General features: G+C 53.4%; 22 protein-coding genes, 1 tRNA gene and 1 riboswitch. Of the genes, 9 read left to right on the forward strand and 14 right to left on the reverse strand.

The window, feature by feature from the left end:
* Positions 1–179 precede the first annotated feature (179 nt).
* From wecB to AC2TF6_RS28090, 14 genes are all read right to left on the reverse strand, one after another.
* Positions 180–1,316, reverse strand: coding sequence for a non-hydrolyzing UDP-N-acetylglucosamine 2-epimerase (gene wecB / locus AC2TF6_RS28025; RefSeq protein WP_491309407.1), 1,137 nt, complete (start codon positions 1,314–1,316; stop codon positions 180–182).
* A 24-nt stretch (positions 1,317–1,340) separates the two neighbouring features.
* Positions 1,341–1,970: a uracil phosphoribosyltransferase gene (gene upp / locus AC2TF6_RS28030; protein WP_009676968.1), complete on the reverse strand. Its 630-nt coding sequence runs from the start codon at positions 1,968–1,970 to the stop codon at positions 1,341–1,343.
* Between the two features lie 240 nt (positions 1,971–2,210).
* Positions 2,211–3,461 carry a serine hydroxymethyltransferase gene (glyA, locus tag AC2TF6_RS28035; RefSeq protein ID WP_218231347.1) on the reverse strand — a complete coding sequence of 417 codons (1,251 nt, stop codon included), beginning with the start codon at positions 3,459–3,461 and terminating at the stop codon, positions 2,211–2,213.
* Positions 3,462–3,564: 103 nt separating this feature from the next.
* On the reverse strand, positions 3,565–4,224 hold the full coding sequence (locus tag AC2TF6_RS28040; RefSeq protein WP_491309408.1) for a TIGR01440 family protein: 660 nt from the start codon (positions 4,222–4,224) through the stop codon (positions 3,565–3,567).
* Positions 4,225–4,253: 29 nt separating this feature from the next.
* On the reverse strand, positions 4,254–4,712 hold the full coding sequence (gene rpiB, locus AC2TF6_RS28045; RefSeq protein WP_009677057.1) for a ribose 5-phosphate isomerase B: 459 nt from the start codon (positions 4,710–4,712) through the stop codon (positions 4,254–4,256).
* A 164-nt stretch (positions 4,713–4,876) separates the two neighbouring features.
* Positions 4,877–4,957: riboswitch (ZMP/ZTP riboswitch) on the reverse strand.
* Between the two features lie 102 nt (positions 4,958–5,059).
* On the reverse strand, positions 5,060–5,641 hold the full coding sequence (locus tag AC2TF6_RS28050; protein WP_218231349.1) for a low molecular weight protein arginine phosphatase: 582 nt from the start codon (positions 5,639–5,641) through the stop codon (positions 5,060–5,062).
* Positions 5,642–5,725: 84 nt separating this feature from the next.
* Positions 5,726–6,298, reverse strand: a complete 573-nt coding sequence (locus tag AC2TF6_RS28055; RefSeq protein WP_009677045.1) for a manganese efflux pump MntP — start codon at positions 6,296–6,298, stop codon at positions 5,726–5,728.
* 238 nt (positions 6,299–6,536) lie between these two features.
* Positions 6,537–7,622, reverse strand: coding sequence for an L-threonylcarbamoyladenylate synthase (locus AC2TF6_RS28060; RefSeq protein ID WP_491309409.1), 1,086 nt, complete (start codon positions 7,620–7,622; stop codon positions 6,537–6,539).
* A 29-nt stretch (positions 7,623–7,651) separates the two neighbouring features.
* A complete protein-coding gene (gene spoIIR / locus AC2TF6_RS28065; RefSeq protein WP_491309410.1) occupies positions 7,652–8,362 on the reverse strand; it encodes a stage II sporulation protein R in 711 nt (236 codons plus the stop codon).
* A gap of 671 nt (positions 8,363–9,033) precedes the next feature.
* Positions 9,034–9,936: a peptide chain release factor N(5)-glutamine methyltransferase gene (gene prmC / locus AC2TF6_RS28070; protein WP_491311724.1), complete on the reverse strand. Its 903-nt coding sequence runs from the start codon at positions 9,934–9,936 to the stop codon at positions 9,034–9,036.
* Between the two features lie 7 nt (positions 9,937–9,943).
* A complete protein-coding gene (gene prfA / locus AC2TF6_RS28075) occupies positions 9,944–11,014 on the reverse strand; it encodes a peptide chain release factor 1 (RefSeq protein WP_218231353.1) in 1,071 nt (356 codons plus the stop codon).
* A 215-nt stretch (positions 11,015–11,229) separates the two neighbouring features.
* Positions 11,230–12,330 carry a redox-regulated ATPase YchF gene (ychF, locus tag AC2TF6_RS28080; protein WP_009677072.1) on the reverse strand — a complete coding sequence of 367 codons (1,101 nt, stop codon included), beginning with the start codon at positions 12,328–12,330 and terminating at the stop codon, positions 11,230–11,232.
* A gap of 273 nt (positions 12,331–12,603) precedes the next feature.
* Positions 12,604–13,059: a hypothetical protein gene (locus AC2TF6_RS28085; RefSeq protein WP_491309411.1), complete on the reverse strand. Its 456-nt coding sequence runs from the start codon at positions 13,057–13,059 to the stop codon at positions 12,604–12,606.
* A 185-nt stretch (positions 13,060–13,244) separates the two neighbouring features.
* A complete protein-coding gene (locus AC2TF6_RS28090; protein ID WP_491309412.1) occupies positions 13,245–14,672 on the reverse strand; it encodes an amino acid permease in 1,428 nt (475 codons plus the stop codon).
* A 351-nt stretch (positions 14,673–15,023) separates the two neighbouring features.
* On the opposite strand from AC2TF6_RS28090, the gene AC2TF6_RS28095 reads away from it, so the two are divergent.
* The 9 genes from AC2TF6_RS28095 to AC2TF6_RS28135 all read left to right on the forward strand — a co-directional run bounded on the left by AC2TF6_RS28095 (position 15,024) and on the right by AC2TF6_RS28135 (position 25,214).
* Positions 15,024–16,250 carry a PucR family transcriptional regulator gene (locus AC2TF6_RS28095; protein WP_009676988.1) on the forward strand — a complete coding sequence of 409 codons (1,227 nt, stop codon included), beginning with the start codon at positions 15,024–15,026 and terminating at the stop codon, positions 16,248–16,250.
* A gap of 137 nt (positions 16,251–16,387) precedes the next feature.
* A complete protein-coding gene (gene ald, locus AC2TF6_RS28100; RefSeq protein WP_491309413.1) occupies positions 16,388–17,521 on the forward strand; it encodes an alanine dehydrogenase in 1,134 nt (377 codons plus the stop codon).
* A gap of 155 nt (positions 17,522–17,676) precedes the next feature.
* Positions 17,677–18,879, forward strand: a complete 1,203-nt coding sequence (gene alr / locus AC2TF6_RS28105) for an alanine racemase (RefSeq protein WP_491309414.1) — start codon at positions 17,677–17,679, stop codon at positions 18,877–18,879.
* Between the two features lie 594 nt (positions 18,880–19,473).
* Entirely contained in the window at positions 19,474–20,007 is a 534-nt protein-coding gene (tadA, locus tag AC2TF6_RS28110; RefSeq protein WP_491309415.1) for a tRNA adenosine(34) deaminase TadA, read from the forward strand.
* Positions 20,008–20,088: 81 nt separating this feature from the next.
* Positions 20,089–20,162: transfer RNA gene (locus AC2TF6_RS28115), tRNA-Arg, on the forward strand.
* Positions 20,163–20,886: 724 nt separating this feature from the next.
* A complete protein-coding gene (locus AC2TF6_RS28120) occupies positions 20,887–21,771 on the forward strand; it encodes a class I fructose-bisphosphate aldolase (protein ID WP_491309416.1) in 885 nt (294 codons plus the stop codon).
* Positions 21,768–22,529 (forward strand): amidohydrolase family protein, encoded by a 762-nt coding sequence (locus AC2TF6_RS28125; protein WP_491309417.1) that lies wholly within the window; start codon positions 21,768–21,770, stop codon positions 22,527–22,529. Before AC2TF6_RS28120 ends, AC2TF6_RS28125 begins: the two co-directional genes overlap by 4 nt.
* A 27-nt stretch (positions 22,530–22,556) precedes the next feature.
* Complete coding sequence (locus AC2TF6_RS28130; RefSeq protein WP_491309418.1) at positions 22,557–23,906, forward strand: phenylacetate--CoA ligase family protein; 1,350 nt, start codon at positions 22,557–22,559, stop codon at positions 23,904–23,906.
* Positions 23,907–23,924: 18 nt separating this feature from the next.
* Entirely contained in the window at positions 23,925–25,214 is a 1,290-nt protein-coding gene (locus tag AC2TF6_RS28135; protein WP_491309419.1) for a 3-dehydroquinate synthase II family protein, read from the forward strand.
* Positions 25,215–25,220: the final 6 nt, after the last annotated feature.

Consider the following 25,220-nt stretch of genomic DNA (forward strand, 5'->3'; position numbering starts at 1 on the left):
TCCTCATATATTGTATCGGAGCAAAGTCTACTTTGTCAATTCGTATAAAATCAAACATTTCGTGAACAGCACTACCGAAATCCCTTGTATATCAAGGGATTTCAGCATTTAAAACCAAACAGTGGAACTGTACAGTGTGACCTTTGTCATTGCATCGTCACAATGTCGAAAGAGTTGCGTTAAAAAGAGTCGGGTTTTTCCGTTTTATAGCCGAAATGGTGAAGGATTCCCTGCACGATTCTGCGGGAAGCTTGTCCGTCCCCATAAGGGTTCACAGCGTCTTTCATACGATCATACGTTTGCGGATCGGTGAGCAAAGCGCGTGCACGCTCGTAAACTTTCTCCCCGTCTGTACCAACCATTTCCAAGTTCCCGGTTTCTACGCCTTCCGGACGTTCCGTAGTGTCACGAAGAACCAAGGTCGGAATCCCGAAAGACGGGGCTTCTTCCTGCATACCGCCAGAGTCTGTCAAAATCATATAAGTATGAGGATAAATATTATGGAATTCGAACACGTCAAGCGGATCAATCAGTTTAATTCTCGGGTGGTTGCCCAGAATCTCATAAGCCGGTTCCTTAACGGCCGGGCTCGGATGAACCGGATACACGATCGCGACATCCTCGAATTCGTCCGCAATGCGCTTGACCGCGTTGAAGATCTGGCGGTGCGGCTCGCCCTGCGCTTCCCTGCGGTGGGCCGTCATCAGGATGAGACGCTTGCCTTCCGCCCAGTCCAGAACCGGATGGTGGAAGTCCTTCTTCACGGTGTACTGGAATACGTCCGTTACGGTGTTGCCGGTAACATAAATCGCGTCTTCCGATTTATTCTCTTTGCGCAGGTTGCCTGCCGACAACTGGGTCGGAGCAAAGTGCAAATCCGCGAGGACGCCCGTCAACTGACGGTTCATCTCCTCCGGATACGGCGACATCTTGTTCCAGGTCCGCAGGCCCGCTTCCACATGGCCGACTTTGATCTGCTGCAGGAAGGCCGCATAGCTGGCAAGGAAGGTGGTCAGCGTATCGCCGTGCACCAGAATCAGGTCCGGCTTCGCTTCGCGGAAAACAGGCTCCAGGCCTTGAAGAACCCGGATAGTAACTTCATTGAGTGTTTGACGGTCCTTCATGACGTTGAGGTCGAAATCTGGCTGGATATTGAACAACTCAAGCACCTGATCCAGCATTTGACGATGCTGGGCCGTTACGGCCACGAGTGATTCAATCTGTTCCGGATGCTTCTGAAGCTCCAAAATAAGCGGAGCCATCTTGATGGCTTCCGGTCTTGTACCGAAAATCGTAATGACTTTCAACCTTTTCATGAACGTACGTCCCCCCAAAATACTTTATTTCGTACCGAATAAACGGTCGCCCGCGTCTCCCAGACCGGGAATGATGTAACCATGATCGTTCAGGTAATCGTCGATAGCGGCCACATAGATGTCAATGTCCGGATGCTCTTTCTGGACGGCTTCGATCCCTTCGGGAGCGGCGATCAGGCACATCAGCTTGATTTGCACGCATCCGCGGTTTTTCAAAGCGGTGATAGCCAGGTTAGCGGAACCGCCTGTCGCGAGCATAGGGTCCACGACGATCAATTCTCTTTCCTGTACATCTGTGGGTAATTTCACATAATACTCGACAGGTTGAAGTGTCTCGGGGTCGCGATACAGCCCGATATGGCCTACTTTCGCAGCCGGAATCAGATTCAGAATCCCGTCCACCATGCCGAGTCCTGCCCGGAGAATCGGGATAATCCCGAGCATGCGTCCGGAAATAATCCGGCAGTCCGCAGTCGCTACAGGCGTTTTGACCTGGATGTTCTCCAGCTGGATATTACGCGTAATCTCGTACGCCATCAAAGTGGCGACTTCATCCACCAATTCACGGAAATCCTTGGTTTTCGTATTTACGTCTCTTATGTATGTGAGTTTGTGCTGAATCAAAGGGTGGTCGCAAATGAACACCTTACTCATAGTATTCCTCCCGAATATCGATCTGGCTGATCTGGATGTCTTTCCAACTTTCCACAAACCTCGTCCATTATATCATATGTCTGTTTATATATCCTCCCCAAAAAGCACACTCTCTTATGACAAGAATCTGCTTTTGTATGAACAATCCGCCCTCTTTTTTTTCATAAAAAAAGGAACCCTTTATGGGTTCCCTGATTCACAAACCACCTGCTGGAAAGCAGGCTATTTTATATGGAAGAATTAATATTCCAATCCCGTGTACAGCGGGAACTTGGAGGTAACTTCTTTAACAAGTCCGCGGGCTTGCTCGTGAACGGCGGAATCGCTCGGATTTTTAAGCGTCAGGGCGATAATCTTGGCGATTTGCTTCATGGCTTCCGTATCCATTCCACGGGAAGTCGCGGCAGGTGTACCGATACGGATACCGCTGGTTACGAACGGGCTGGTCGGATCGAACGGAATCGCGTTCTTGTTGACGGTCACACCCACTTCGTCAAGCAGATGCTCGGCGTCTTTACCCGTGATGTTCAGGCTGCGCAGGTCGATCAAGATCAGGTGATTGTCCGTACCGCCGGAAACGAGGTTGATGCCTTCGGCCGTCAAACCTTCAGCCAGCGCTTTGGCATTATCAATAACGTTCTTTCCGTATGTTTTGAAGTCGGCTTGGAGGGCTTCTCCCAGCGCAACGGCTTTAGCGGCGATGATGTGCATCAGAGGTCCGCCTTGGGAACCCGGGAATACGGCTTTGTCGATTGCGGCAGCCCATGGCTTGCGGCACAGAATCAAACCGCCGCGCGGTCCGCGAAGCGTTTTGTGAGTCGTTGTCGTGACAAAATGGGCATGCGGAACCGGGTTCGGATGCAGACCTGCCGCAACAAGACCCGCGATGTGAGCCATGTCAACCATAAACAGGGCGCCGACTTCGTCCGCGATTTGGCCCAGTTTTTCGAAATCGATGATGCGCGGGTAAGCACTTGCCCCTGCAACGATCATGCGAGGTCTGTGTTTGAACGCGGCTTTGCGGACATCGTCGTAATCGATGCGGGAATCCTGTTCGCTAACGCCGTAAGCTACGAAATTATAGAGGATACCGGACGCGTTGACGGGGCTCCCGTGTGTCAAGTGTCCGCCATGCGCCAGGTTCATACCCAGGACTGTGTCGCCCGGCTTCAGCGCGGCCAGATAAACGGCCATATTCGCTTGAGCACCGGAGTGAGGCTGTACATTGGCATGCTCGGCCCCGAAAAGTTCCTTCGCACGGTCGCGCGCGATATCTTCGACGATATCCACGTACTCGCAGCCGCCGTAATAACGCTTGGACGGGTAGCCTTCCGCGTATTTGTTCGTCAGCACGGTGCCCATAGCTTCAAGGACCGCCTGGCTTACAAAGTTTTCGGAAGCGATCAGTTCGATTTTGTCGCGTTGACGGCCAAGCTCCAGGTTCATAGCCTCAACGATTTTCGGGTCCTGTTTACGCAAAAATTCTACCATCTATAACAACCTCCCATGGATTTTAAAATCACAATCAGTTTCACTTTGTACAAGCCGGATAAACAGGAAAAAAGATCCCCCGTTTATCACGGCTCCAGATGCATTATTCGCAGGCGCCGCTGTCTGCCCCACTTCCCGGACTTGTCCGGGCAGGAGCAACAGCGCCGGCGAATACGGGAATACCCTCGCTCTCCGGGACAGCCTCGTACACCGCCCGTTGTCCGCCAATCAGCTTCGGACGCGTATACGCCATCGTCACGTGCGCCTCACCCACCCGTTTCACGGGCGGGCGCACAGGGACGGCCACCCGGCGGAGGTGCATGCCAATCAGCGTGTCGCCGATGTCGATGCCCGCATGGGCGGCGATCTCTTCCACGACGCATGCGCGCTCCAGGTGCCGGTAAGCATGGGCGGCCATCGAGCCGCCCGCCTTGGGCACCGGCACTACATTCACCGGCTCCAGCCGGGAGTCTTGCTCCAGCAGCGCTTCTTCGACGACAAGCGCGCGGTTTAAATGCTCGCAGCACTGGAAGGCGAGCCGCAGCCCGTGTTCTTCCGCCACCCGGACAGCGGCGGCGAAAATGCGCTCGGCCGCTTCCGGCGTACCGGACGTGCCGATTCTCTGGCCCCGGACCTCGCTGGTCGAGGTACCGAACACGACGATCTGGCCGCGCCTTAAGCCGCCGGCTTCAATCAGTGCCCGGAAATTGGCCTCGACCGCAGGCCCTATTCCGTCCAGCCAGACTTTCTCGCCGTCATTCATACGATCACCTCCATTTAAAATAGAGCTCCTTACGGATGAATCGTATTCTTCTCTTCCAAAAGCTTCACTTTGTTCAGGCGGTTCTCATGACGTTCGCCGTGCGAAAACTCGGTCTCAATCCAGATCTTGACGATTTCCTGCGCCACGCCGGGTCCGATTACGCGTTCTCCCATAGCAAGCACATTCGTGTCGTTGTGCTCCCGGGTTGCTTTCGCGGAGAACATATCGTGCACTAGCGCGCAGCGGATGCCCGGCATTTTGTTGGCGGCAATGGTCATGCCGATGCCTGTACCGCAAATCAGAATACCTTTGTCCGCCTGCCCGTTAAGCACCATATCGCAAACCGGAACGGCGTAGTCCGGATAGTCGACCGATTGTTCACAGTTGCAGCCGACATCCTTCACTTCATGACCTAACGATTCCAGGTAAGGAACGATAACATCTTTAAGCCGGTATCCGGCGTGATCGGCGCCAATTGCAATTTTCATTGAAAAGCCCTCCTCGAGTGGGAATAAACTGCGTTTGGCTCTATTATAACCCAAACCGATCAGCCGGAGAAAAAAACCGGCAAATTCCGACTTAACCTGCACCTGTGTAATCGTTAAGAGACAATGAAAAAAAGAGCATGACACGCGTAAATACGCATGTACTGCTCTTTTGCCCAGGCGACCGGCCGTATACCCCGATGCTCCACTGTGGTTACACCCACTCGTCGCCAGTTACATCGGGTCTTCTTTTATGCCCCTATCTTACCGTATTCCCGCAAAACTGTAAAGCCGCTAAAAAATGAAGATTTTGTTAGGCCGGGCAGAAAGATAATGCGACCGTTTGACGCTCATCGGCTTTCCTTTAGCTTTTGAACCAGTTTAACGAGCGCTTCTTCGATTTCTTCCGCCGTATGGCGGTAAAGCTCCAACGAACCGCCGTAAGGATCGGAAATATCGTAATCCGGGAGTTGTTTTTCCAAGTGGATGAGCCGCGTCCGCTCTTCTATCGTGATTTCTTCGGAAAGGGCATGCTTAACCTGCACTTCGGCAATCAGCTTCTCCCATTCCGCGGCAGCCGTGACAACCTTGGGATCGTCTTCTACAAATTCTTTCAGTGTATGTGTTTTATCCGCCGCCTGCGGGAACCGCTGAATAACGGCGCGTTTATGATCTTGTGTCATCGTTAAGATGAGATCGGCCCAATCCACGTCTGCGGATCTGAGAAGACTGGAGCTGATAGAAGCTTCACAGCCTTTTTCACGCAAAACGGAGGAAGATTGCCGGGAAATCGGACTGCCGTCGGAAGCAAAAACCCCTGCAGAACGGATATGGACTTCCAGGTTATCCTGCCGGGCCATATGGCGCAGAATCCCTTCAGCCAGCGGGCTGCGGCATGTATTTCCGGTACAGACAAAAAGAATCTGTTTCATGTTTCGTCTACCTCCTTACAGAGTATTCCAACGGGTTATTCCGCTCTCTATATATTGTACCGTTTTTTTGAAATCAGGGACACTTTACAGCAGAAATTTCAGACCGAACAGCAGCAAAATCACACCGCCCAGCGCTTCTCCGTATTCACCGATCCAGCTTCCCACATGACGCCCGAGCATAAGCCCCAGAATCGACATGCCTCCGCCCAGCAATCCGAAAAGCAGCACCGTCAAAACCACATCCGTTGCGAAAATCCCCAGCGAAACGCCGACAGAAAAGGAATCCACGCTCACGCTTAACGCAAACAGGACCATTCCCCAGAAGGTGCGATGATCGAATGCATTGGAATCTTCTCCACGGAACGAGCTGTAAATCATATGGGATCCTAACAAAATGAGCAGACCGCCCCCGGCCGCCACGGCAACTTGTCCGAGTAAAGAGCCGAGATAATGTCCCGCATACATGCCGAGCAGCGGCATGAGGATATGAAAGAGACCGATCACGATGCTGATTTTAAGAATATGCAGCAGGCGTATACCCCTCATTCCGATTCCAATCCCTAAAGAAAACGCGTCAAAACCAAGCGCAATAGCCATGATGAAGATCGTCACCAGTTGGCCCCATACGAAAGGTGACACGCCCGCCAGTGCCGCCATTGGTATTTCCCCCTGTCCACTTTTTCTCTCTCAAGATATGCGGACAAACCGGGAAACATGCTATGGACTTGTACCTGTCTGCATAACCGGTACAGGCGGCTGCTTTTCGGAACGGAAAAGAATAAAGACGTTCCGGGGGATCTGCAACTGCCCGAAGCTTAGCCGCTGACGGCAGTTACTTTATACGAACCGGAGAGCTTAAGGCCGTTCTAAGGGCACCGGGTTTCCCCTTGTATGTTTAAACCCGGATGACTTCCTGACCCGCCGCTTTCAGCAGACGGTTCATGACGGCACGGCCTATTCCCGTGTCCGGGCAGCCTTCCGCGAGAATATACGTCACTCCCTCGCGGTCGAACTGCCGGAGCGCGGCATACAGCCCGCGCGCGATCGTCTCCGGCTCGGCTAGACGGCCGGAGGAGATTACGGCGTCCGCGTGATGCAGACCGCGGCGCTCGTCATAGGTGAGCACGCCCGTGCGCTCACCGCGGGCCTTGGCGGCGTCCAGGTCGCGCCGCATCCACTCGGCGACGGCCTCCGGATCGTCGCCCAGCACCACGCGCATGCTCCCCTTCGGGGCATAATGCGCGTACTTCATGCCGGGAGCCCGCGGCGTCCCGGCCGGTTCCCCGGTGCGCACAGGCTCGCGCACCGGCACGTCCGGCAGCGCCTCGCGCAGCTGCTCGGCCGTCACCCCGCCGGGGCGCAGGATGTAGACCGCCCCGGACGCCCACTCCACGACGGTCGACTCTACGCCGACGCCCGTCGGCCCCCCGTCGACGATGCCGCCGATTCGCCCGCCGAGATCATCGGCGACGTGTTCCGCCATCGTCGGGCTGGGACGCCCCGAGCTGTTCGCGCTCGGGGCCGCAACCGGGCAGCCTGCGGCGCGCAGCAGCGCCAAGGCGACAGGATGGTCGGGGATGCGGACCCCGACGGTAGACAGCCCCGCCGTGACCAGCGGGGAAACCGCGCCCGCGCGGACCGGCACGATGACCGTCAGGGGCCCGGGCCAGAAGGCATCCATCAGCCTGCGCAGGGGCTCGGCCGGCGCCCCCTCCGCGAACGCGTCCATTTGGGAGCGGTCCGCGATGTGGACGATCAGCGGGTTGTCCGACGGACGGCCCTTGGCCCGGTAAATGCCTTCGACCGCAGCGGAATTTGTCGCATCGGCTCCTAAGCCGTATACCGTTTCGGTCGGAAACGCTACGGTCTCTCCTTGGACGAGAAGTCCGGCAGCTTCGGCAATCGCTTTATCCACCGTTTCTTTTGTCCCCGTCCCCGTTCCGGCTTCATCGTGAATTTGCCATAGTTTAGTCGTTGTCAATGCTGTTCACCCTTACTGGTTTCCGAAATTTATCTGAACAAATTCAGGAAGAATCCGATGATACCTTGAAGCAATTCCCACAGAAAAAATTTCACTTCCGTATCTCCGCCGGCAGCTGCCGCCGCCGCAGATCCTTCGGCGGGAGCGTCGGCCGTTTTTTTCTGCACGCCAGCGGTTTTGGCTTCACCAGGTCCTTCCCCGCCGTCTCCAGCAGGAGCCGCCTGGGCCACCGCTTCGCCCGACACGCCGTCTACAAAGCAAAGAGGAGGAAAAAGCACGCACCACCAGTTCTGGCCCTTCCCTTCGCCCAGAGATACACGAAGAGCTTCGTAATCCCCGGCCGGATAGACGCGGCTGCCGTACATTTTGGTCGGAAACGGTACCTGTCCAAGCTCCACTGTGTAAGGAAGTCCTCCCAGACCGCGGGATGTCAGTGTATCGCGGACGACTTTTTCTAGAACCGGAAGGTTTTGCCTCACAATTTGCCTCGCTTCGTCAATAGAATGCGGTCCGGTGACCCATTCGTTCATCTGAGCGACAATGGCGTCCCGCACCAGCCGCTTGATGGCCTGATCCTCCGGCTTATCGGAGTTGGCCAGTATACGAAGACGGATCGACTGCTCCGGTATAGCTCCTTCCGCCAGAGCTGCATTCGAACGTGTACCTTCCCAGCTCATCATCATGATGGCAAGAGCGAAAAACGTATAAAACAAGTGCTTGTATGATTTACGGATGACCATAATAATTCCCTCCCGTTTCCCGGAAAAACAGCGCCAGCTTCGAAGCTGTTCTCTGTTTCTTCCTCTGTAACGGTTAGTATGGTCAAAAGGCAATTCTTTTAAACTAGCAATCTATGATTTTTTCACGTGGAACAATTTTCGGGTGTGAAACATATAAACCTTTTGGAAAGTAACCGGCAATCGCAGCAACATTATCGCAGCACAGGACTTTCATAGTGGGCCTGTATGGCGAACGTGCTGATAGCTCTTAAAAAATTGATCCTCGCTAGATACGAGGTTTATAGATTTCCCGTTAGGGGAAGGGTAATAGCAAAGCCTTCAGCGTCTCTCTGTTACGGGAAGCCATTCTTCGTTATACCCATGTCAAAAATGGGGTTCGCGATCCTTTACCCGCGTTGCACTCAGTCGGTTTCCTAAGCAAGCGGATTGCTCGCAGCCACACGCTATTTGCGTATGACGATAAATCATTTGAGCTACCGGCCAGACTAACGTTTGCCGATACAAGACGCGGCCCAAAGTCCTTTGTTAACCCGGACAGTCATGAAATCGAGATCAACTCACTGAATATCTCCGACGTGGTCGTCTAGGACTTCGGGCCTCGCCGTTCCGATCGAGGATACATAGCCTGTGGTGACCGGTCTCTGACTGCTTTGTGCGGATTCCTGCCAGAGTCAGGCTTCTGAGGGGTCCTGTATCGCTATGACATGCCGGTCGATCCCAGCCAGGTCCTTCACGAAGCGGATCTCGCTCCACTCCCCCGCTGCGCGCAGCAGGTCCGCCACTGCCTCCGCCTGATGGATGCCGACTTCCAGCCCGACCAGCCTCGGCTGCCTCGGCAGCAGGGGGATCTGGCCGGCCAGCCGCCGGTACAGATCCAGCCCGTCCTCGCCTCCGAACAGCGCGAGATGCGGCTCATAGTCGCGCACCTCCGGCTGCAGCGACGGCGAATCCCCCGCCGGAATGTACGGCGGGTTCGAAACCAGGATGTCGACGGGCATCCCCCGTTCGACGCAGGGCAGGAGCAGATCGCCCTCGCAGAAGGCGATCCGCTCCCCTACGCCGCATCGTTCGGCGTTGCCCTTGGCGACCTCCAGCGCCTCCGGCGAGAGGTCGCATGCCGCCGCGCGCCAATCGGGGCGCGCATGCAGCAGGCTCACCGGGATAGCTCCGCTCCCGGTGCCGATATCCGCAAGGAGCGGAGCGCCTTGCGGGAACAAGCGCGAGCCCTCGCGGAGGATTTCTTCCACGAGGAGCTCGGTTTCGGGACGCGGGATCAGGACCGCGTCCGTGACCCGGAGCGTTAGGCCGTAGAACTCCTGCTCGCCGGTGATGTACTGCACCGGCTCCCCCGCGGCCTTACGCTCCACGACCTCGCCCCACTGCTCCGCATGCGCAGCGGGAAAAGGCTCTTCCATCCGGAAGAAGAATTCCGTCCGGCTCAGACCCAGCACGTGCTGAAGCAGAATCTCCGCACAGATAGCCGCGTCCTGGATTTGCCGCTCTTTGAAAAAAGAAGAAGCCTGGGTATAGGCTTCTCGGATTGACATGCCGGCTTGATAAATAAGCCTGTTCATGATGGTTTTATTGCTCCCCTTTTTCAAGAAGCTCGGCTTGCGCCGTCATAGTCAGAGCATTGACGATTTCGCCCATATCTCCGTTCAAGATGGTATCCAGTTTGTGAAGCGTAAGACCGATGCGGTGGTCCGTTACGCGGCTTTGCGGGAAGTTGTAGGTCCGGATGCGCTCGCTGCGGTCACCCGTGCCGACCTTGCTCTTACGCTCGCCGGCATACTTCGCTTCTTCTTCCTGACGTTTAACATCGTAAATGCGCGCGCGCAGAACCTGCAGCGCTTTCGCCTTGTTGTCGTTCTGGGACTTGCCGTCCTGACAGGTCGCCATAATGCCTGTCGGCACGTGGAGAACCCGGACCGCGGACTTCGTCGTATTAACGGACTGGCCGCCCGCTCCGCTGGAGCAGAACGTATCGACCCGAATATCGCTGTCCTTGATCTCGATATCGATCTCTTCCATTTCGGGCATTACGCCGACCGTGGAAGTGGATGTATGAATACGGCCACCCGATTCCGTAACGGGAATCCGCTGAACGCGGTGTGCGCCGCTTTCGTATTTCATTTTGCTGTATGCGCCCTTGCCGTTAATCATGAAAATAATCTCTTTAAATCCGCCAAGGTCGTTCAGGTTCGCTTCCAGCACTTCGGTTTTCCACCCTTGGGCGTCCGCGTACTTGGAGTACATGCGATACAGATCTCCGGCAAACAGAGCGGCCTCGTCACCGCCGGCCGCGCCGCGAATCTCCACGATCACGTTCTTGTCATCGTTAGGATCCTTAGGCAGCATGAGCACCGTCAGACGCTCTTCCAGCTCGTCTTTGCGGCCGGACAGTTCCTCGATCTCCATTTTCACGAGGTCCCGCATTTCGTCATCAAGCTTCTCAGCCTGCATCGCTTTCGCCGCATCCAGCTGTTCCAGCACGTCTTTGTATTCCACATAAGCATCGTAGGCTTCTTGTAGGTCGGATTGTTCTTTTGAGAATTCCCGGAGCTTCTTCGTGTCGCTCGTTACATCCGGGTCACAGAGCAGCTCGCTCAGTTTCTCATAGCGATCCGCCAGAGCCTGCAAACGATCCAGCATTTGGACCACTCCTTACCATAATGTCAAAATAATCAGGGCCTTGCGCTGTTTTTGCAAACAGCTTAAATACTAAACGCGCCTCTCGGCAGCGGTCAGGATAGTTTACGTAGGTGACCGGTTAACCGTTCACGGGCCTTTATACCGCCGAGGAATGTACATTCCCGCCTGTTCTATATAACACCGTATCAAGCTAAGGACACAGCTGTATCTGCACCCTAAACGTTGAAACGGAAGTGCATCACGTCGCCGTCCTGCACGATATATTCTTTGCCTTCCAGACGAAGCTGGCCTTTCTCTTTGGCCGCGTTCATCGAGCCGGTTGCGGTCAAATCTTCATAGGATACAACTTCCGCCCGGATAAAACCGCGTTCGAAGTCCGTATGAATGACGGCAGCCGCCTGCGGGGCTTTCGTTCCTTTGCGGATGGTCCAAGCTCTTACTTCCTGAACACCGGCCGTGAAATAGGTGTAAAGACCGAGCAGCTTGTAGGCCGCTTTAATTAGACGGTCAAGACCGGACTCCTGCAGACCGAGCTCTTCCAGGAACATTTCTTTGTCTTCGCCTTCGAGCTCGGCGATCTCGGATTCAACCTTCGCGCTGATGGCCACAACCTCCGCGCCTTCTTGAGCCGCAAACTCGCGGACCTTCTGCACGTAAGGGTTGTTATCGCCGTCCGCCACTTCCGCTTCGCTCACGTTAGCGGCATAAAGCACGGGCTTCATGGTCAGCAGATGAAGGTCGCGCACAAGCACACGCTCCTCGTCCGTCAGCTCCACGCTGCGGGCTGGCTGGTCGTTGTACAAAGCTTCCTTGATCTTCTCGAAGCATTCCACTTCAGCGGCATACTGCTTGTTGCCGCCTTTCATATTTTTGCGCGAACGGTCGATGCGCTTCTCCACGGAATCCAGGTCCGCCAGGATCAGCTCCAGGTTAATCGTCTCGATATCGGAAATCGGATCGACTTTACCGGACACGTGGGTAATGTTCTCGTCCACAAAACAGCGGACAACATGCACAATCGCATCCACTTCGCGAATGTTTGCCAAAAATTTATTCCCAAGGCCTTCGCCTTTGCTCGCGCCTTTGACCAGACCTGCAATATCGACGAATTCAAAAGCAGTCGGCACGATCCGGTTCGGATTCACAATATCGGCCAGTTTCTGCAATCTTTCGTCAGGCACCTCAACCACACCGACGTTCGGATCAATCGTGCAGAAAGGATAGTTTGCGGATTCGGCACCCGCTTGTGTAATCGCGTTAAATAGCGTCGATTTTCCTACGTTCGGCAACCCGACGATTCCTGCTTTCAAAGCCATGTATGTGACACTCCTTGGTTCTCAAATTAAAAAAATGCACCATATTCTATTATAAACCATTCGTCAAGGGGTTACAATTTGCTTAATTCAGGGGGATTAAGGAGGAATTTCGCTTAACCGATTAGACTTTTCTGCCGATAGACGGCCGAACATCCTGACCCTATTTTAAGAAAAAGGGACAGGATGTTCATTTAGCCTGCTTTCGTTTTCCGCTTCCTTTGAAAAGCCGATTCTGATTTTCGTTATCCGATTCTATGTATGAATTCCATTCTGTCATTTGTTTTTCAAGCTTTTGAGCAGACCCGCCGCACACAGTCCGACAAACAAAGCCGTCCCGTGCAGTAAGATCGGGAGCCAGGCAGCGGCATCTACCGGAAGCACCATCCCCCACAGAAAAACGGGCGGAAGCTGGATCAGCACAAGAACGACCGCTATTCCGGCCAGGACGATACAGCTGAGTCCGCAAGCTTTGCCGGGCCGGATCAGTCCGACCAAACCGGCCAGCAAGATGGCCCCCAGACCGATGGAAAGATAAGCCCAGAGCTTTAACCCGCGGGGCTCAGCCACGATTTCGTGTGCAATAAACTGAATGGAGAATGCCGTCTCTCCTCCCCATATCGGGGTATATAAAATACCCAGCAGCAAGCTGAGCAGACAAGTTCCAAGGATGAACAGGAAATGACCTTTGGTGAATTGCTTTTGTCCCATTGCTTCACGGTTGGCTGACAACCTGACCCCCTCCTGAAAATACTCTTAGTTTTATAACGACCGGGAGTCCTTAAAAGTTCCAGATCGAGCTTCCAAAAACAAGAGTTTTTCATAAATTTTACTGAAAATAAAAAAAGGCAAGTCCGGACTCCATTTCAGAATCCGTCCTTACCTTTTTAAACGTTTTGTTCATTCAAGAACCGGACTTACAGTTCAGACTGAGGATTAATGCTGATTCCGGCGCTATCGGAGTTCTTTTCGGGAAGCGCGTTTTTCCGGTGATATCCCCTGCTGTAGTAAACGACAACGAGAGCGATCAGCCAGATCGGCCCGACTATCAGCGCGACGCGCGTATCCTCGGAGAAGCCGAGAAGAACAATGACGAGCACGAGGAATGCCAAAGAGATATAGGAAGTATAAGGTGCCAGCGGCATCTTGTACTTAAGATTACGAACTTGATCCGGGCTTAGTTTCTTACGGTATCTCATTTGGGAGATGAGTATCATCGCCCATGTCCATACGGCTCCGAAAGTGGCGATACTTGTTACCCAGGCAAACACTTTTTCCGGAACGATATAGTTCAGAATGACGCCGATAAGAAGCGCGATGGCCGATACGACGATAGCCTTGCCCGGAACGCCGCTTTTGGAAACCTTACGGAAGGAATCCGGCGCCTCGCCCTGTTGAGCCAGGTTGAAGAGCATACGGCCCGTACTGAAAATACCGGAGTTGCAGGAAGACAAGGCTGCCGTCAGGACAACGAAGTTGATAATGCCCGCGGCTCCCGGAATTCCGATTTTCTCGAACGTCATCACGAACGGGCTGCCGGCTTTGCCGATTTCATCCCACGGATAGATGGACATGATGACAACAAGCGCGCCGATGTAGAAGATAAGAATACGCCAGAAGACAGTGTCGATGGCTTTTGCCAAGGTTTTCTCAGGGTTCTGGGCTTCGCCCGCGGTTACCCCGATCATCTCAACGCCCAGATAAGCGAACATAACCATCTGGAAAGAAAGCAGGAGACCTGTTACCCCGTTAGGGAGGAATCCTCCGTGGCTCCAAAGGTTGCTGAATCCGACTGCGATGCCGTTGTTGCCGATTCCGAAGAAGATCATCCCGGCTCCGATAACAATCATGCCGATAATCGTGACAATTTTAATCAAAGCGAACCAGAACTCGAATTCCCCGTAAGCTTTAACGGCGATCAGGTTAATGGCGCTCATGAGAATAAGCGCACCAAGGGCCCAGAGCCAGCGCGGAGTTCCCGGGAACCAGTACTCCATATAAATGCCGACTGCCGTAATTTCGGCCATACAGGTGATTATCCATAGGAACCAATAGTTCCAACCGGTCAAATATCCGAAAAGAGGTGAAATATGATTTCTCGCATACCGGCTGAACGAACCGGCTACGGGATTTTCAATGGCCATTTCCCCGAGAGCTCTCATAATGAAGAAAATAATAAGGCCTCCGAGCGCGTAAGCCAGCAGAATGCCGGGACCGGCAAGTTTGATCGCGGATGCGGAGCCGAGAAACAGGCCTACACCAATGGCGGCACCAAGTGACATCAAGGTGATATGTCGTTGTTCCAATCCTCTTTGCAGTTCATTGGGCTGAGTTTTTTTGGACATAGGTACCTCCTGAAAATTCGTCTTAAACGTGTACTGATTATATCCTCTCTAAGGGCGTGAAGTCTGTCCAACAAAAGTAGCTAATTTCTGCAAAAGTAAGCGCTATCATCTATTTTATGTTTATTGAAAGCGCTTCATTTACAAAAAGAAGTGTAGCATATTTGTGTAGGATCTGTTTTTGTGTGATTATGAGAATGTTTCTTCCGCGATTTGTGCAAATGCACAAACCGGCGCATTCCGTCTATGGCTTTTCGCACAATCGTTTTATAATAAAAATACCGACATTGAATGAACCTCACTTATATAAAATAAACCGCTTCGCAAGCCAAAGGAAATGGAGTCAAGACCCGCATGAGCAACGAATTAAATCCGTTCGACCGAAGTTTTGAAAGTTTGGAAGCACTGGCGGATACCATCAGCGAGGTGCTCGGCTGCGCCATCACCATAGAAGACGCTAACCATCGGCTGATCGCGTACAGCACGCACGAAGCTCAGACCGACCCCGTACGGATCGCCACGATCGTCGGCCGCCGCGTGCCCGAGAAGGTTATCGCCAGCCTCTGGCGCGAGGGGTTTATTCAGCAGTTGATGAAAAGTGAGGATCCTGTGCCCATCAAAGCGCTGGACGACGTCAAACTCGGCCGCCGCATCGCCATTTCCATCCGCAACAACCGCGAGGTGCTGGGCTACATTTGGGTGCTGGAGGATGCCCGCTTATTAGAAGAAGCCGATTTCCTTCAGCTTAAGCACGCCTCCCGCGCGGCCAAAACCAAGCTGCTGCAGCTGCAGCAGCAGAAACGCAAGGAGCAGGAAGGATTCGAGGACTTCTTCTGGCAGCTGCTCACCGGCCATATATCCTCGGGCGACGCCGTCCGGCAAAAGTCCGATAAGCTCGGCATTCCTCTCATGGACTGCTTCCAGGTCATGGTCGTCGAATTCGATTCGGATATCAGCGAGCAGAGGGCTCAGCAGATCCGGTACCTTATCAGTACGACTCAGCGGATCCGGATCGCCCTTCATATTGTCGACCGCACTCAGCTTGTTCTGCTCGGGACCTCTTCTTCCCGTAATCAGTTTGCGGCGGATTCCTCAGAGTTCCTGCGGCTCTTTGCCCAGCAGATGAAAGACCGGTTCGGCGTCTCGCCCGGACAAACCGCTATCGGCAATATCTATGAAGACTACGGCCTTGTCGAAAAAAGCTACCGGGAAGCTCTCTCCGTTCTTCAGGTGAAGCGGCAGTTTCCCCAGGAAACGAAACGGTTTGTCCATTACCGGGATCTCGGTTTCTATCGCTTTCTTCCTCTTATGGCCGAGGAAAACCGAATTCACGCCCACACCAACCCGTCCTTGCTTAAACTGCGGCAGTACGACCGGGAGCATAACGGCAATCTCCTGCATACACTGGAAATATTTCTTCTGCAGGACAGCAACGTCAAAGACGCCGCCGATGCTCTCCACGTTCATACCAACACGCTAAACTATCGACTGAAACGGATTTCCGAGATCGGGAACATCGATCTGAAAGATATGGACCAGAAAGTCAGCCTGTATCTCGATTTGAAAAGCGAAAAACTGTAGCGCCATTCGGCATTCTGTGGCAAGCTTTGTGGATTTACACAAAAAGCGGGCGCTTTTTTCTGGAAAGTACACGAAGCAAAAAAGCGTTTTCAAAACTATACTAGCCTTAGATTTCCTAATCTAAGGAGGCAGTTCTTATGCGGATAGGTGTTCCTAAAGAAATCAAAAACAACGAAAATCGTGTCGCCGTAACTCCTTCGGGCGTTGTGGCTTTTGTTAAAGCAGGTCATGAAGTTCTCGTGGAGAAGAATGCCGGTATCGGAAGCGGCTTTACGAACGAAGAATACTTAACAGCAGGAGCTTCCCTGATCGATCAGGCGGCGGATGTATGGGCCGGAGCGGACATGATTATGAAGGTTAAAGAACCTCTTGCTTCCGAGTACGAGTATTTCCGCGAAGGTCTCATTCTCTTCACTTACCTTCACCTTGCGGCAGAGCCTGAGCTGGCTAAAGCACTCACGGCTAAAGGCGTAACGGCTATCGCTTACGAAACGGTCGAAGTGAACCGTACGCTTCCGCTGCTGACTCCGATGAGCGAAGTGGCTGGACGCATGTCCGCTCAAATCGGCGCTCAGTTCCTGGAGAAGCCGCACGGCGGCAAAGGGATCCTTCTTGCGGGCGTACCGGGCGTACAGCGCGGCAAAGTAACCGTTATCGGCGGCGGTGTCGTAGGTACGAACGCGGCGAAGCTTGCGGTCGGTCTGGGCGCGGACGTAACGATCATCGATCTTAGCCCTGAACGCCTCCGTCAGCTGGACGACCTGTTCGGCAATCAGGTGAACACGCTGATGTCCAACCCGCTGAACATTGCGGAAGCGGTTGCGGCTTCGGACCTCGTGATCGGCGCCGTTCTCATTCCGGGTGCCAAAGCGCCTAAGCTGGTTTCCGAAGCGATGATCGCTTCCATGAAACCGGGCTCCGTAGTCGTTGACGTGGCCGTCGACCAAGGCGGTATTATCGAAACCGTCGACAAAATCACGACGCACGACAACCCGACTTACGTGAAGCATGGAGTCGTTCACTATGCGGTTGCCAACATGCCGGGTGCGGTTCCGCGCACGTCTACTCTGGCGCTGACCAACGTCACCCTCCCTTATGCCCTGCAAATCGCAGGCAAAGGTGTACTGCAAGCCGTGAGAGACAACGCCGCTCTTCAGCTTGGCGTCAACGTGGCCGGCGGTTCCATTACGTATGAAGCGGTTGCCCGCGATCTCGGCTACGAATACGTGCCGGTCGGCAAGGCTTTGGACAAAATCTCGGTTTCTTCTTAAACCGGTCCTTTTCTTAGAGCCAGCCAACCGCATCAGTCACTTTAACGAAAATATACCGCGGTTTCCGCGGCATTCATCCCCTCGAAGCTGCTTCGGGGGGATTTACCTCTTTTCGGGTTAGTTCTCGTCAAATTGTTTTTGGAGGCGAATTCTGCATGCATCCTGCCAGTTACCGCGATACTTGGGCGGAAATTTCGCTAGACGCGATCGAACACAATGCCCGTACGTTCAAAAAAAATCTGCAGCGCGGCTGCAAGCTTATGGCTGTCGTCAAAGCCGACGGATACGGCCACGGGGCCTACGAAACCGCACGTGCCGCTCTCCGCGCAGGCGCGGAATACCTCTCCGTCGCTCTGCTGGACGAGGCGCTGGAGCTGCGTGCGGCCGGCATCACGGAGCCGGTGCTTGTACTGGGCTATACACCGCCCCGTTCCGTCAAGAAAGCCGTTCGCGCCGGCGTAACGCTCACGGTGTTTACGACCGACGTACTGGAGGCGGTTGGAGTCGCCGCGGCGGTGTCGTCCCGGACGCCGGCACGCATCCATCTCAAAGTAGATACCGGCATGACCCGGATCGGCGTGAGAACAGCGGCGGAAGCCCTCAGCTTCGCCCGCCAAGCCATGCAGACGCCAAGCGTAGCGCTTGAAGGGATCTTTACGCACTTCGCAACCGCCGATAGCGCAGACGATACCTTTACCCGCGAGCAGTTCCGGCGGTTTATGGACATCGTCGATCACCTCTCCGGCGACGGCATCGACATCCCGCTGCGCCACTGCTGCAACAGTGCCGCTACAATGCAGTATCCCGACATGCATCTGGACATGGTCCGTGTCGGGATCAGCTTGTACGGCCTGCTGCCCTCCGTAGCCTCCGAGCGGGACACTCACCCTCTGAAGCCGGCGATGCAGTTCAAGACCCGGATCCTCCAGGTGAAGGACATCGAGATCGGAACGCCGGTCAGCTACGGCAGCACCTTCGTCGCCGAACGGCCCACCCGGATCGGCACTATCCCGGCCGGATATGCCGACGGCCTCTCCAGGTCCCTCTCCAACCGTGGAGATATGCTCCTGCACGGAAAACGCGTCAGAATCGCCGGCAGAGTGTGCATGGATCAGACGATGCTGGATATCACGGACGTGGAGAATACCGAGGAAGGCGATCTGGTGACGATCTTCGGCAAATCCGGAGACGCGTTTCTTCATGTGGATGAAATCGCGGAACTGATGGACACCATCAATTACGAAGTCGTTTGCCTGATCGGAAAACGGGTCCCGAGAGTGTACCTCCATAAAGGGAAGCCCGCAGCCTCGGTCAACAATCTGATCGGTGAAATACCTGCTCAGGATTCTCCGTCCTGATAGGTTTGAAAATAGAAGAGCCGGTTCCTCCCCGTATTCCGGAGCCTGGTTATAATAAGAACCCGTTCTTTTCTTTAAGGAGCGGGTTCTTTTTTTTCGTGGTCACGCCATGGTATATTCAATAAGTTAGTCACACACTATCCACAGATTTATTACTTGTTAACATCGTTATCCACAAGTTGTTAACAAATATTCACCGAAAAACGTTATCCACTTGTGGGTAACGTTTGAGAATTCTCGGGTTTCCCGATTAGTAGAATTTCGTTCTTTTTCATCATGTTTGAATTTTCCGAATTTTGCGACTAAACTGAATTTTCCTCAGTATTCACGCGGGTTTACGCTTCGCGCTTTTCTCTTCTTTTATACACGATCCTTAAACACGTTGTGTTTATTTATCCTTTTTTACAAGTAGTGTTGTTTGCTTGCGCCGCTCATTTTGGATAGACTAATGTACGGTTCACAGGTACAATGAATGAAGTTGTCCACATTTTTATCCACAACATGTTAACAAAGGGAATGAACGTTCGGGGCATAACTTCATTTTCTTCCCTCATAACTGCTGTAACAGGCCGGACAAGGAGCAGAAACAACTTTATGGAAACCGTACAATTTGACCATGACCCTCATGATCCTATACAAGCCGAACACGAAAAATGGATGCGGGAAGCCATGCTCGAAGCGGACAAAGCAAAAGCGCTGATGGAAGTTCCCATCGGGGCCGTGATTGTCCACGGCGGCGAGATCATCGGACGCGGCCACAATCTTCGCGAAACCTCGCTGGATCCTACCGCTCATGCGGAGATTATCGCGATACGCGAAGCCAGCGAAAAGCTGGGAGCCTGGCGGCTGCTGGACTGCAGGCTCTACGTCACGCTGGAGCCGTGTCCGATGTGCGCGGGCGCCATCGTCCAGTCACGCGTTCCCCAGGTGATTTACGGCACGCCGGATCCCAAAGCGGGTTGTGCCGGAACGCTGATGAACCTGCTGCAGGAAGAGCGTTTCAACCACTGCGTGGACGTGATCAGCGGGGTACTGCAGCCCGAGTGCGCTTCCCAGTTGACTGATTTCTTCCGGGAACTGCGCCGCCGGGCCAAGGAAACGAAGAAGGCGCTTCCAGCGGAGGAGTAACCTCGCTCCTCTAAGGTTTTGCCTTGGAGATTCTTCCTCCCTCAAGCCATTCTGTGGTATACTGAATAACGGAATTTATTTGCGCCCGTAGCTCAGCAGGATAGAGCGACAGTTTCCTAAACTGCAGGTCGGAGGTTCGAATCCTCTCGGGCGCGTTCTATATTCGCTCAAAAACCCTTGATACACAAGGGTTTTTTCTTTTTTAAGCATAGATTAAATTCGGCATAGATTACGCGTTTTCTTGTGGGGTTAATTTGGGCAGCATTTCTCTTTTGTAGAGCCGGTTTTTCTTTTCTTCCTCCAACCGACAAATTATTTTTACAATTTATTACAAATTTTAACTCAGATTAGAAATATATTCCCCTCCCGTTTCGCTTCCCTCCGCTTCTTATATAGAGAAATTGATCCTTGATTACCGTTCTCCCCCCTTCATCCCCTTACTCCAATCAGGGTTTCCGAATTCATGCATCATTCACATCATTTCCTTTCGCCATTTAAAAACAGCCAGGCCAAAATTAAATACTAAAACTTAATTTAAAGATTTTTGAGCAATTTAACGAAATTTTAATTTACTTTTTTTGTCTAAAAAAGTAAAATCATAGTTGAAGAGATGGTTATGGATGTTTATGTATCTATTTACATTTCATCCATTTCGAATCTATTGGCCTACTTCCTCTTTTCACCCCTATCTTCCGGATTATTCGTACTGTGACAAAAGAACGATTTTTTGAGATCCTCACTTCAAGACCATCCATAACATTCAGCAACAATCTTTTAGCTTGCGCTTTTCAGCCTGTCCGGTATCACTTCCATTTTCGTACAGTTCAGAAAATGGGGTTCTTTCTTATTTTGCATGTTCATCGGAAAGGAGATCTATGTATGAGTAAATTGCTGCGTCTTTCAAAGATTTTTCATCCGAAATCCGGCCGCGCTTTCATGCTTCCGGTTGATCACGGCACCACCTACGGACCTCTTAACGGAATCTCCTCCATGCCGGCTTTGCTTCGTATGGCCAACCGATTCCGACTGCAGGCTATCATTGCTCATAAGGGAGCCATCCGTCGTGCCCTTGAAAGCAGTGAATCGCCGTGGGGAACCGAATTTATTCTCCATCTCTCGGCGTCCACTCAAATGTCACCGGATATGTCCAATAAGCAAATCGTATCGACTGTCCGTCACGGCCTGCAAATCGGGGCTATCGGCCTTTCCGTACATATTAACCTGGGCGTCCCCCAGGAACATGAGATGCTGCGCGACCTCGGTCTTATCTGTGATGAGGCTTATGCTTGGGGCCTTCCGGTCCTGGCCATGATGAACGTTCCTGAAGAAGATCTTTCGGGGGGAGCGGCGGCGACCAATAAAATAGCCCATGCGGTCCGTATTGCCGGAGAATTGGGCGCGGATCTTGTCAAAGTCCAGACGCCGGTTACTCCGCAGAGAGCGGCTGAAGCCGTTGCCGCTTTTAACATCCCCGTGCTGATGGCCGGAGGAAGTTCGGTCGGCGACAAGCTGGCTTTTTTCCGTGGGATCAGGGAAATGCTCGATGCCGGGGGCAAAGGTCTGTGCATAGGCCGGAATCTGTTCGAGGATTCTCGTCCCGATGATATGTGCCGTGCGCTCGGAGATCTTGTTCATAAGGACTGCAGCGCGGAGGAAGCTTACGAGACCTACTTAGCCGCCTCCTCCCGCATGCCGCTTATCACGAAGCAGACCGATCCCGGAATTGCCGCCGCACAATTTGACCCCTGGGAGGAATACGCATGATCATTGATGGCCACGCCCACATATCGAGACAAGATTATAGCAGCCCCGAACGGCTGCTGGACGATATGAAATCAGCGGGTATAGACAAAGCCGTCCTGGTGCCGGGCGGCATGCTGGACGTTAGGCACATGACCCGGTACATCACCGGAGCGGAAAAGCCGATCCTGACGGATCCGCCCAACGATACCGTGCTGGATATTATCCGTGAATACCCGGACAAATTTTACGGAATCTGCTGCATTAATCCTAACGACGGGGCTCCGGCGGCTCTGGCTTCCCTGGAGAAGGCCTATCGAAACGGCTTCAAAGGCCTCAAGCTGTCACCTCTTGTCCACCAGATTTCTCTTATGGGAGACGTCGTTAAAGAGCTTGCCGCCCTGTGCGGGGACTATGGAATTCCCTTCTATACGCACCTAGTTATTCAAGCAACCGCAAACACGGCCGCACTGGGTTCTCTCGCCGAAGCTTTTCCCGGTACTAACTTCGTTATCGGCCATATGGGATTCGGCCCGCTCGATATAGATGCCATTGAATTAGCGGCACGAAGGGAAAATGTTTACCTGGAGACGTCCACGGGCAACCCGCTGGCGATTCAGACCGCTGTTAAACTGGCGGGGCCGGATAAACTTATGTTCGGTTCCGAGTTTCCCTTGTCGGACCCATTCGTAGAGAAAGTCAAAATCGACCGTCTCTCTATCTCCGATGCGGATAAGGAAACGATTTTGCATCATACGATTTCACGCTTGCTTGGACTATAATATTCGCCGTATAAGGAGGGAAAGCACGTGGCCGTAACAGCCAGAAGCCAAATGGAATTGATGTCCGGACAAAAAGCGGTGGACAGGTTCGAGCCGCACGTCCGGTGGCTTAACAGCCTGACCGAACGCGGAATGTCGGTAGAGAACCTGAGCCAGGCGGAAGTGGATGCTTATCACCGGAGGGCCTTACGCAGTTTACTTCAATTTGTGTATGAAACCAACGAGTTTTACAAACAGCGTATGGATATCACTGGTCTGACTCCCGAAGAAGCATCCAATCCGGCTTTATTTGCCCAGCTGCCTTTCCTGACAAAGGAAGACTTGCGCAATGATCCGCGCTGCATCATTTGCTCGCCTGATCTGGCTCATATCCATACTTCGACCGGCACAACCGGAGGCAAGCCGATCTTTATCGGCCATACTTTGAATGATCTTTATCGGCTGGATACGGCCCCTCGCTACCCATCCCTTATGCAGAACACGCGAAATACCGTAGTCGGAAACGCCTTACCCTACGAAATGAGCTCGTCCGGGCTTTCATTCCACCGGGTGTTCCAATATATGCAGGACTGCTGCGTACTGCCTGTCGGCAAAGGGGGAGCTTATTCTCACCCCGATAAGGCTCTTGAGTGCATGCTGGCTTGGGATATGCAAACCTTGGTTATTGCTCCTTCCTACGCCGTGACCCTGGCTGAACATGCGCAGAAACTAGGAATGGACCTTCATCGGGATTTCAACTTGCAGCATTTGTTTTTGACCGGTGAAGGCGCTTCACCCGCTCTTCGCGAACGGATCGAACGGATCTGGAATACACCGGTGACAACCTGGTATGGGTCGCTTGAGGTAGGTCTGATCGGGATCGAATGCCTGGAGCACCAAGGTTACCATTTGGCAGAAGGCCATATCTATACCGAAATCGTTCATCCTGTTACGGGGGAGCCCCAAGCTCCCGGCATCGTCGGCGAAGTCGTTCTCACTACCCTGATGCGCGACGGCATGCCCATAATCCGGTACAAAACCGGAGATCTCGGCTGCATTGAGGAAGGTCCCTGCCCTTGCGGCTGCCGTCTGCGCCGTTTGCAGCTGAGAGGACGTATGGGCGATCAGCTCGCCCTTAACAGCGGGAATTTTTCTCCCCTGTATCTGGAACAGCAGCTCCTGCAAATCGGCGGAACAGGAAACTGGTACCAATTTATCGTTGAAAACGGGGAGCTTTCCATACTCGTCGAAGCTTCCGATTCAAGCGTAGACCGGGCGGAGCTATTAACGCAGATAAAATTGCGTATCGAAGCGAGCATCCAACAATCCTGCGACGTTCAAGTCGTGGATTACGTGGAGCGAGACGCGGGAAAAGCCCGCCGGGTTATTCGACTATAACAAGAGGAGATCTGCGAAATGAGTAAAGCGCTGAAAGAAACGCCTGATATTAATCCAAAGGCACCTAACGATTCCACCACCCAGCCAACCGAAAAACCGGCCGAAGCGAAAACAAGCGGTACAGCCACCCCGGTTTCCAGCCTTAATCAGGCCAAAAATAAACCTATCGCGCCTGTGCGCAGCAAATACGCGTGGTTCGATATCAGTTCTTTAACCTCACCGGAGCAATGGGGCGCTATCGTACAAGCTCTGCCTCATCAGAAATTCACCGGCGTCGTAGCCAACGAGCAGCAGGTGAAGCAGCTTCCTCCGAATTTGGATAAAATCACCTATGTCGAAGGCACCCCTTCTCCCGATAAGTTGGCGGCTTTAAATGAAGCCTACGACATCGTTATTTTGGAACCGTCGGTGATCGGCGGCAGCTGGTTCAGACGCAACCGTGAAGCCATTACCTGTAAAATCGGCACGAGCGTGAATGTAACGGACCCTGAGTCTTTGCAGCTTGCCGTAGCCATGACCCACGAGGTGTCTCTGCTAATTGTCGAATTCCGCGACGATACAAAAATTCCGCTTGAAATCGTTCTGGCGGACGCCCAGAATTTCGGTACCGAAGTGGTCATGAAAGTACGCGACGATGTCGAAGCGAAAGTCGTCTTCGGCGTACTCGAATGCGGGGCGGATGGCGTCCTGATCGCGTCGGGCGATCTCGGCCAAGTATATGCGGTCGGCGAAGTAATTACTTCAACGGGCCAAAAAGGCGGTCAGCCGCTTCAGAAGCTGACCATTACACGGACGGAGCATGTCGGCATGGGCGATCGCGCCTGTATCGACCTGACGAGCTATCTCGGCCTCGACGAAGGCGTGCTGCTCGGTTCCTTTTCCTGCGGGGGCATTCTTGCCTGCAGCGAGACACACCCGCTTCCGTATATGCCGACGAGACCTTTCCGCATCAATGCGGGCAGCCTGCACACCTATGTGCTGGCACCGGATAACCGGACCTGGTACTTGTCCGACCTGCGATCGGGAATGGAAGTCCTCGTCGTCAGCACATCCGGCAAAGCGAGACGCGTTTCGGTCGGCCGCGTGAAAATCGAGCGGCGCCCTCTGCTTTATATCGAAGCCCGGGCGGAAGACGGAACGACTCTTAATGTCATTATGCAAGAGGACTGGCACGTACGCGTATTCGGCACGGAGGGCCAGCCGATCAACATTACGACATTAAAGCCGGGTGATCAGGTACTGGGCTATACGATGGACCCCGGCAGACATGTCGGCGTGAAAGTCGACGAGCTGATTATCGAACAGTAAGCGCCG

Source organism: Paenibacillus sp. JNUCC 35 (genome assembly GCF_058269095.1).

Coding starts and splice junctions, on each gene's coding strand:
- AC2TF6_RS28050 (WP_218231349.1), bottom strand. CDS start 5,641: ATGAAACAGATTCTTTTTGTCTGTACCGGAAATACATGCCGCAGCCCG.
- AC2TF6_RS28135 (WP_491309419.1), top strand. CDS start 23,925: ATGAGTAAAGCGCTGAAAGAAACGCCTGATATTAATCCAAAGGCACCT.
- AC2TF6_RS28090 (WP_491309412.1), bottom strand. CDS start 14,672: ATGTCCAAAAAAACTCAGCCCAATGAACTGCAAAGAGGATTGGAACAA.
- upp (WP_009676968.1), bottom strand. CDS start 1,970: ATGAGTAAGGTGTTCATTTGCGACCACCCTTTGATTCAGCACAAACTC.
- tadA (WP_491309415.1), top strand. CDS start 19,474: ATGGAAACCGTACAATTTGACCATGACCCTCATGATCCTATACAAGCC.
- prfA (WP_218231353.1), bottom strand. CDS start 11,014: ATGCTGGATCGTTTGCAGGCTCTGGCGGATCGCTATGAGAAACTGAGC.
- AC2TF6_RS28120 (WP_491309416.1), top strand. CDS start 20,887: ATGAGTAAATTGCTGCGTCTTTCAAAGATTTTTCATCCGAAATCCGGC.
- ald (WP_491309413.1), top strand. CDS start 16,388: ATGCGGATAGGTGTTCCTAAAGAAATCAAAAACAACGAAAATCGTGTC.
- AC2TF6_RS28040 (WP_491309408.1), bottom strand. CDS start 4,224: ATGAATGACGGCGAGAAAGTCTGGCTGGACGGAATAGGGCCTGCGGTC.
- AC2TF6_RS28125 (WP_491309417.1), top strand. CDS start 21,768: ATGATCATTGATGGCCACGCCCACATATCGAGACAAGATTATAGCAGC.
- ychF (WP_009677072.1), bottom strand. CDS start 12,330: ATGGCTTTGAAAGCAGGAATCGTCGGGTTGCCGAACGTAGGAAAATCG.
- AC2TF6_RS28055 (WP_009677045.1), bottom strand. CDS start 6,298: ATGGCGGCACTGGCGGGCGTGTCACCTTTCGTATGGGGCCAACTGGTG.
- alr (WP_491309414.1), top strand. CDS start 17,677: ATGCATCCTGCCAGTTACCGCGATACTTGGGCGGAAATTTCGCTAGAC.
- AC2TF6_RS28095 (WP_009676988.1), top strand. CDS start 15,024: ATGAGCAACGAATTAAATCCGTTCGACCGAAGTTTTGAAAGTTTGGAA.
- wecB (WP_491309407.1), bottom strand. CDS start 1,316: ATGAAAAGGTTGAAAGTCATTACGATTTTCGGTACAAGACCGGAAGCC.
- prmC (WP_491311724.1), bottom strand. CDS start 9,936: ATGAACAGGCTTATTTATCAAGCCGGCATGTCAATCCGAGAAGCCTAT.
- glyA (WP_218231347.1), bottom strand. CDS start 3,461: ATGGTAGAATTTTTGCGTAAACAGGACCCGAAAATCGTTGAGGCTATG.
- spoIIR (WP_491309410.1), bottom strand. CDS start 8,362: ATGGTCATCCGTAAATCATACAAGCACTTGTTTTATACGTTTTTCGCT.
- rpiB (WP_009677057.1), bottom strand. CDS start 4,712: ATGAAAATTGCAATTGGCGCCGATCACGCCGGATACCGGCTTAAAGAT.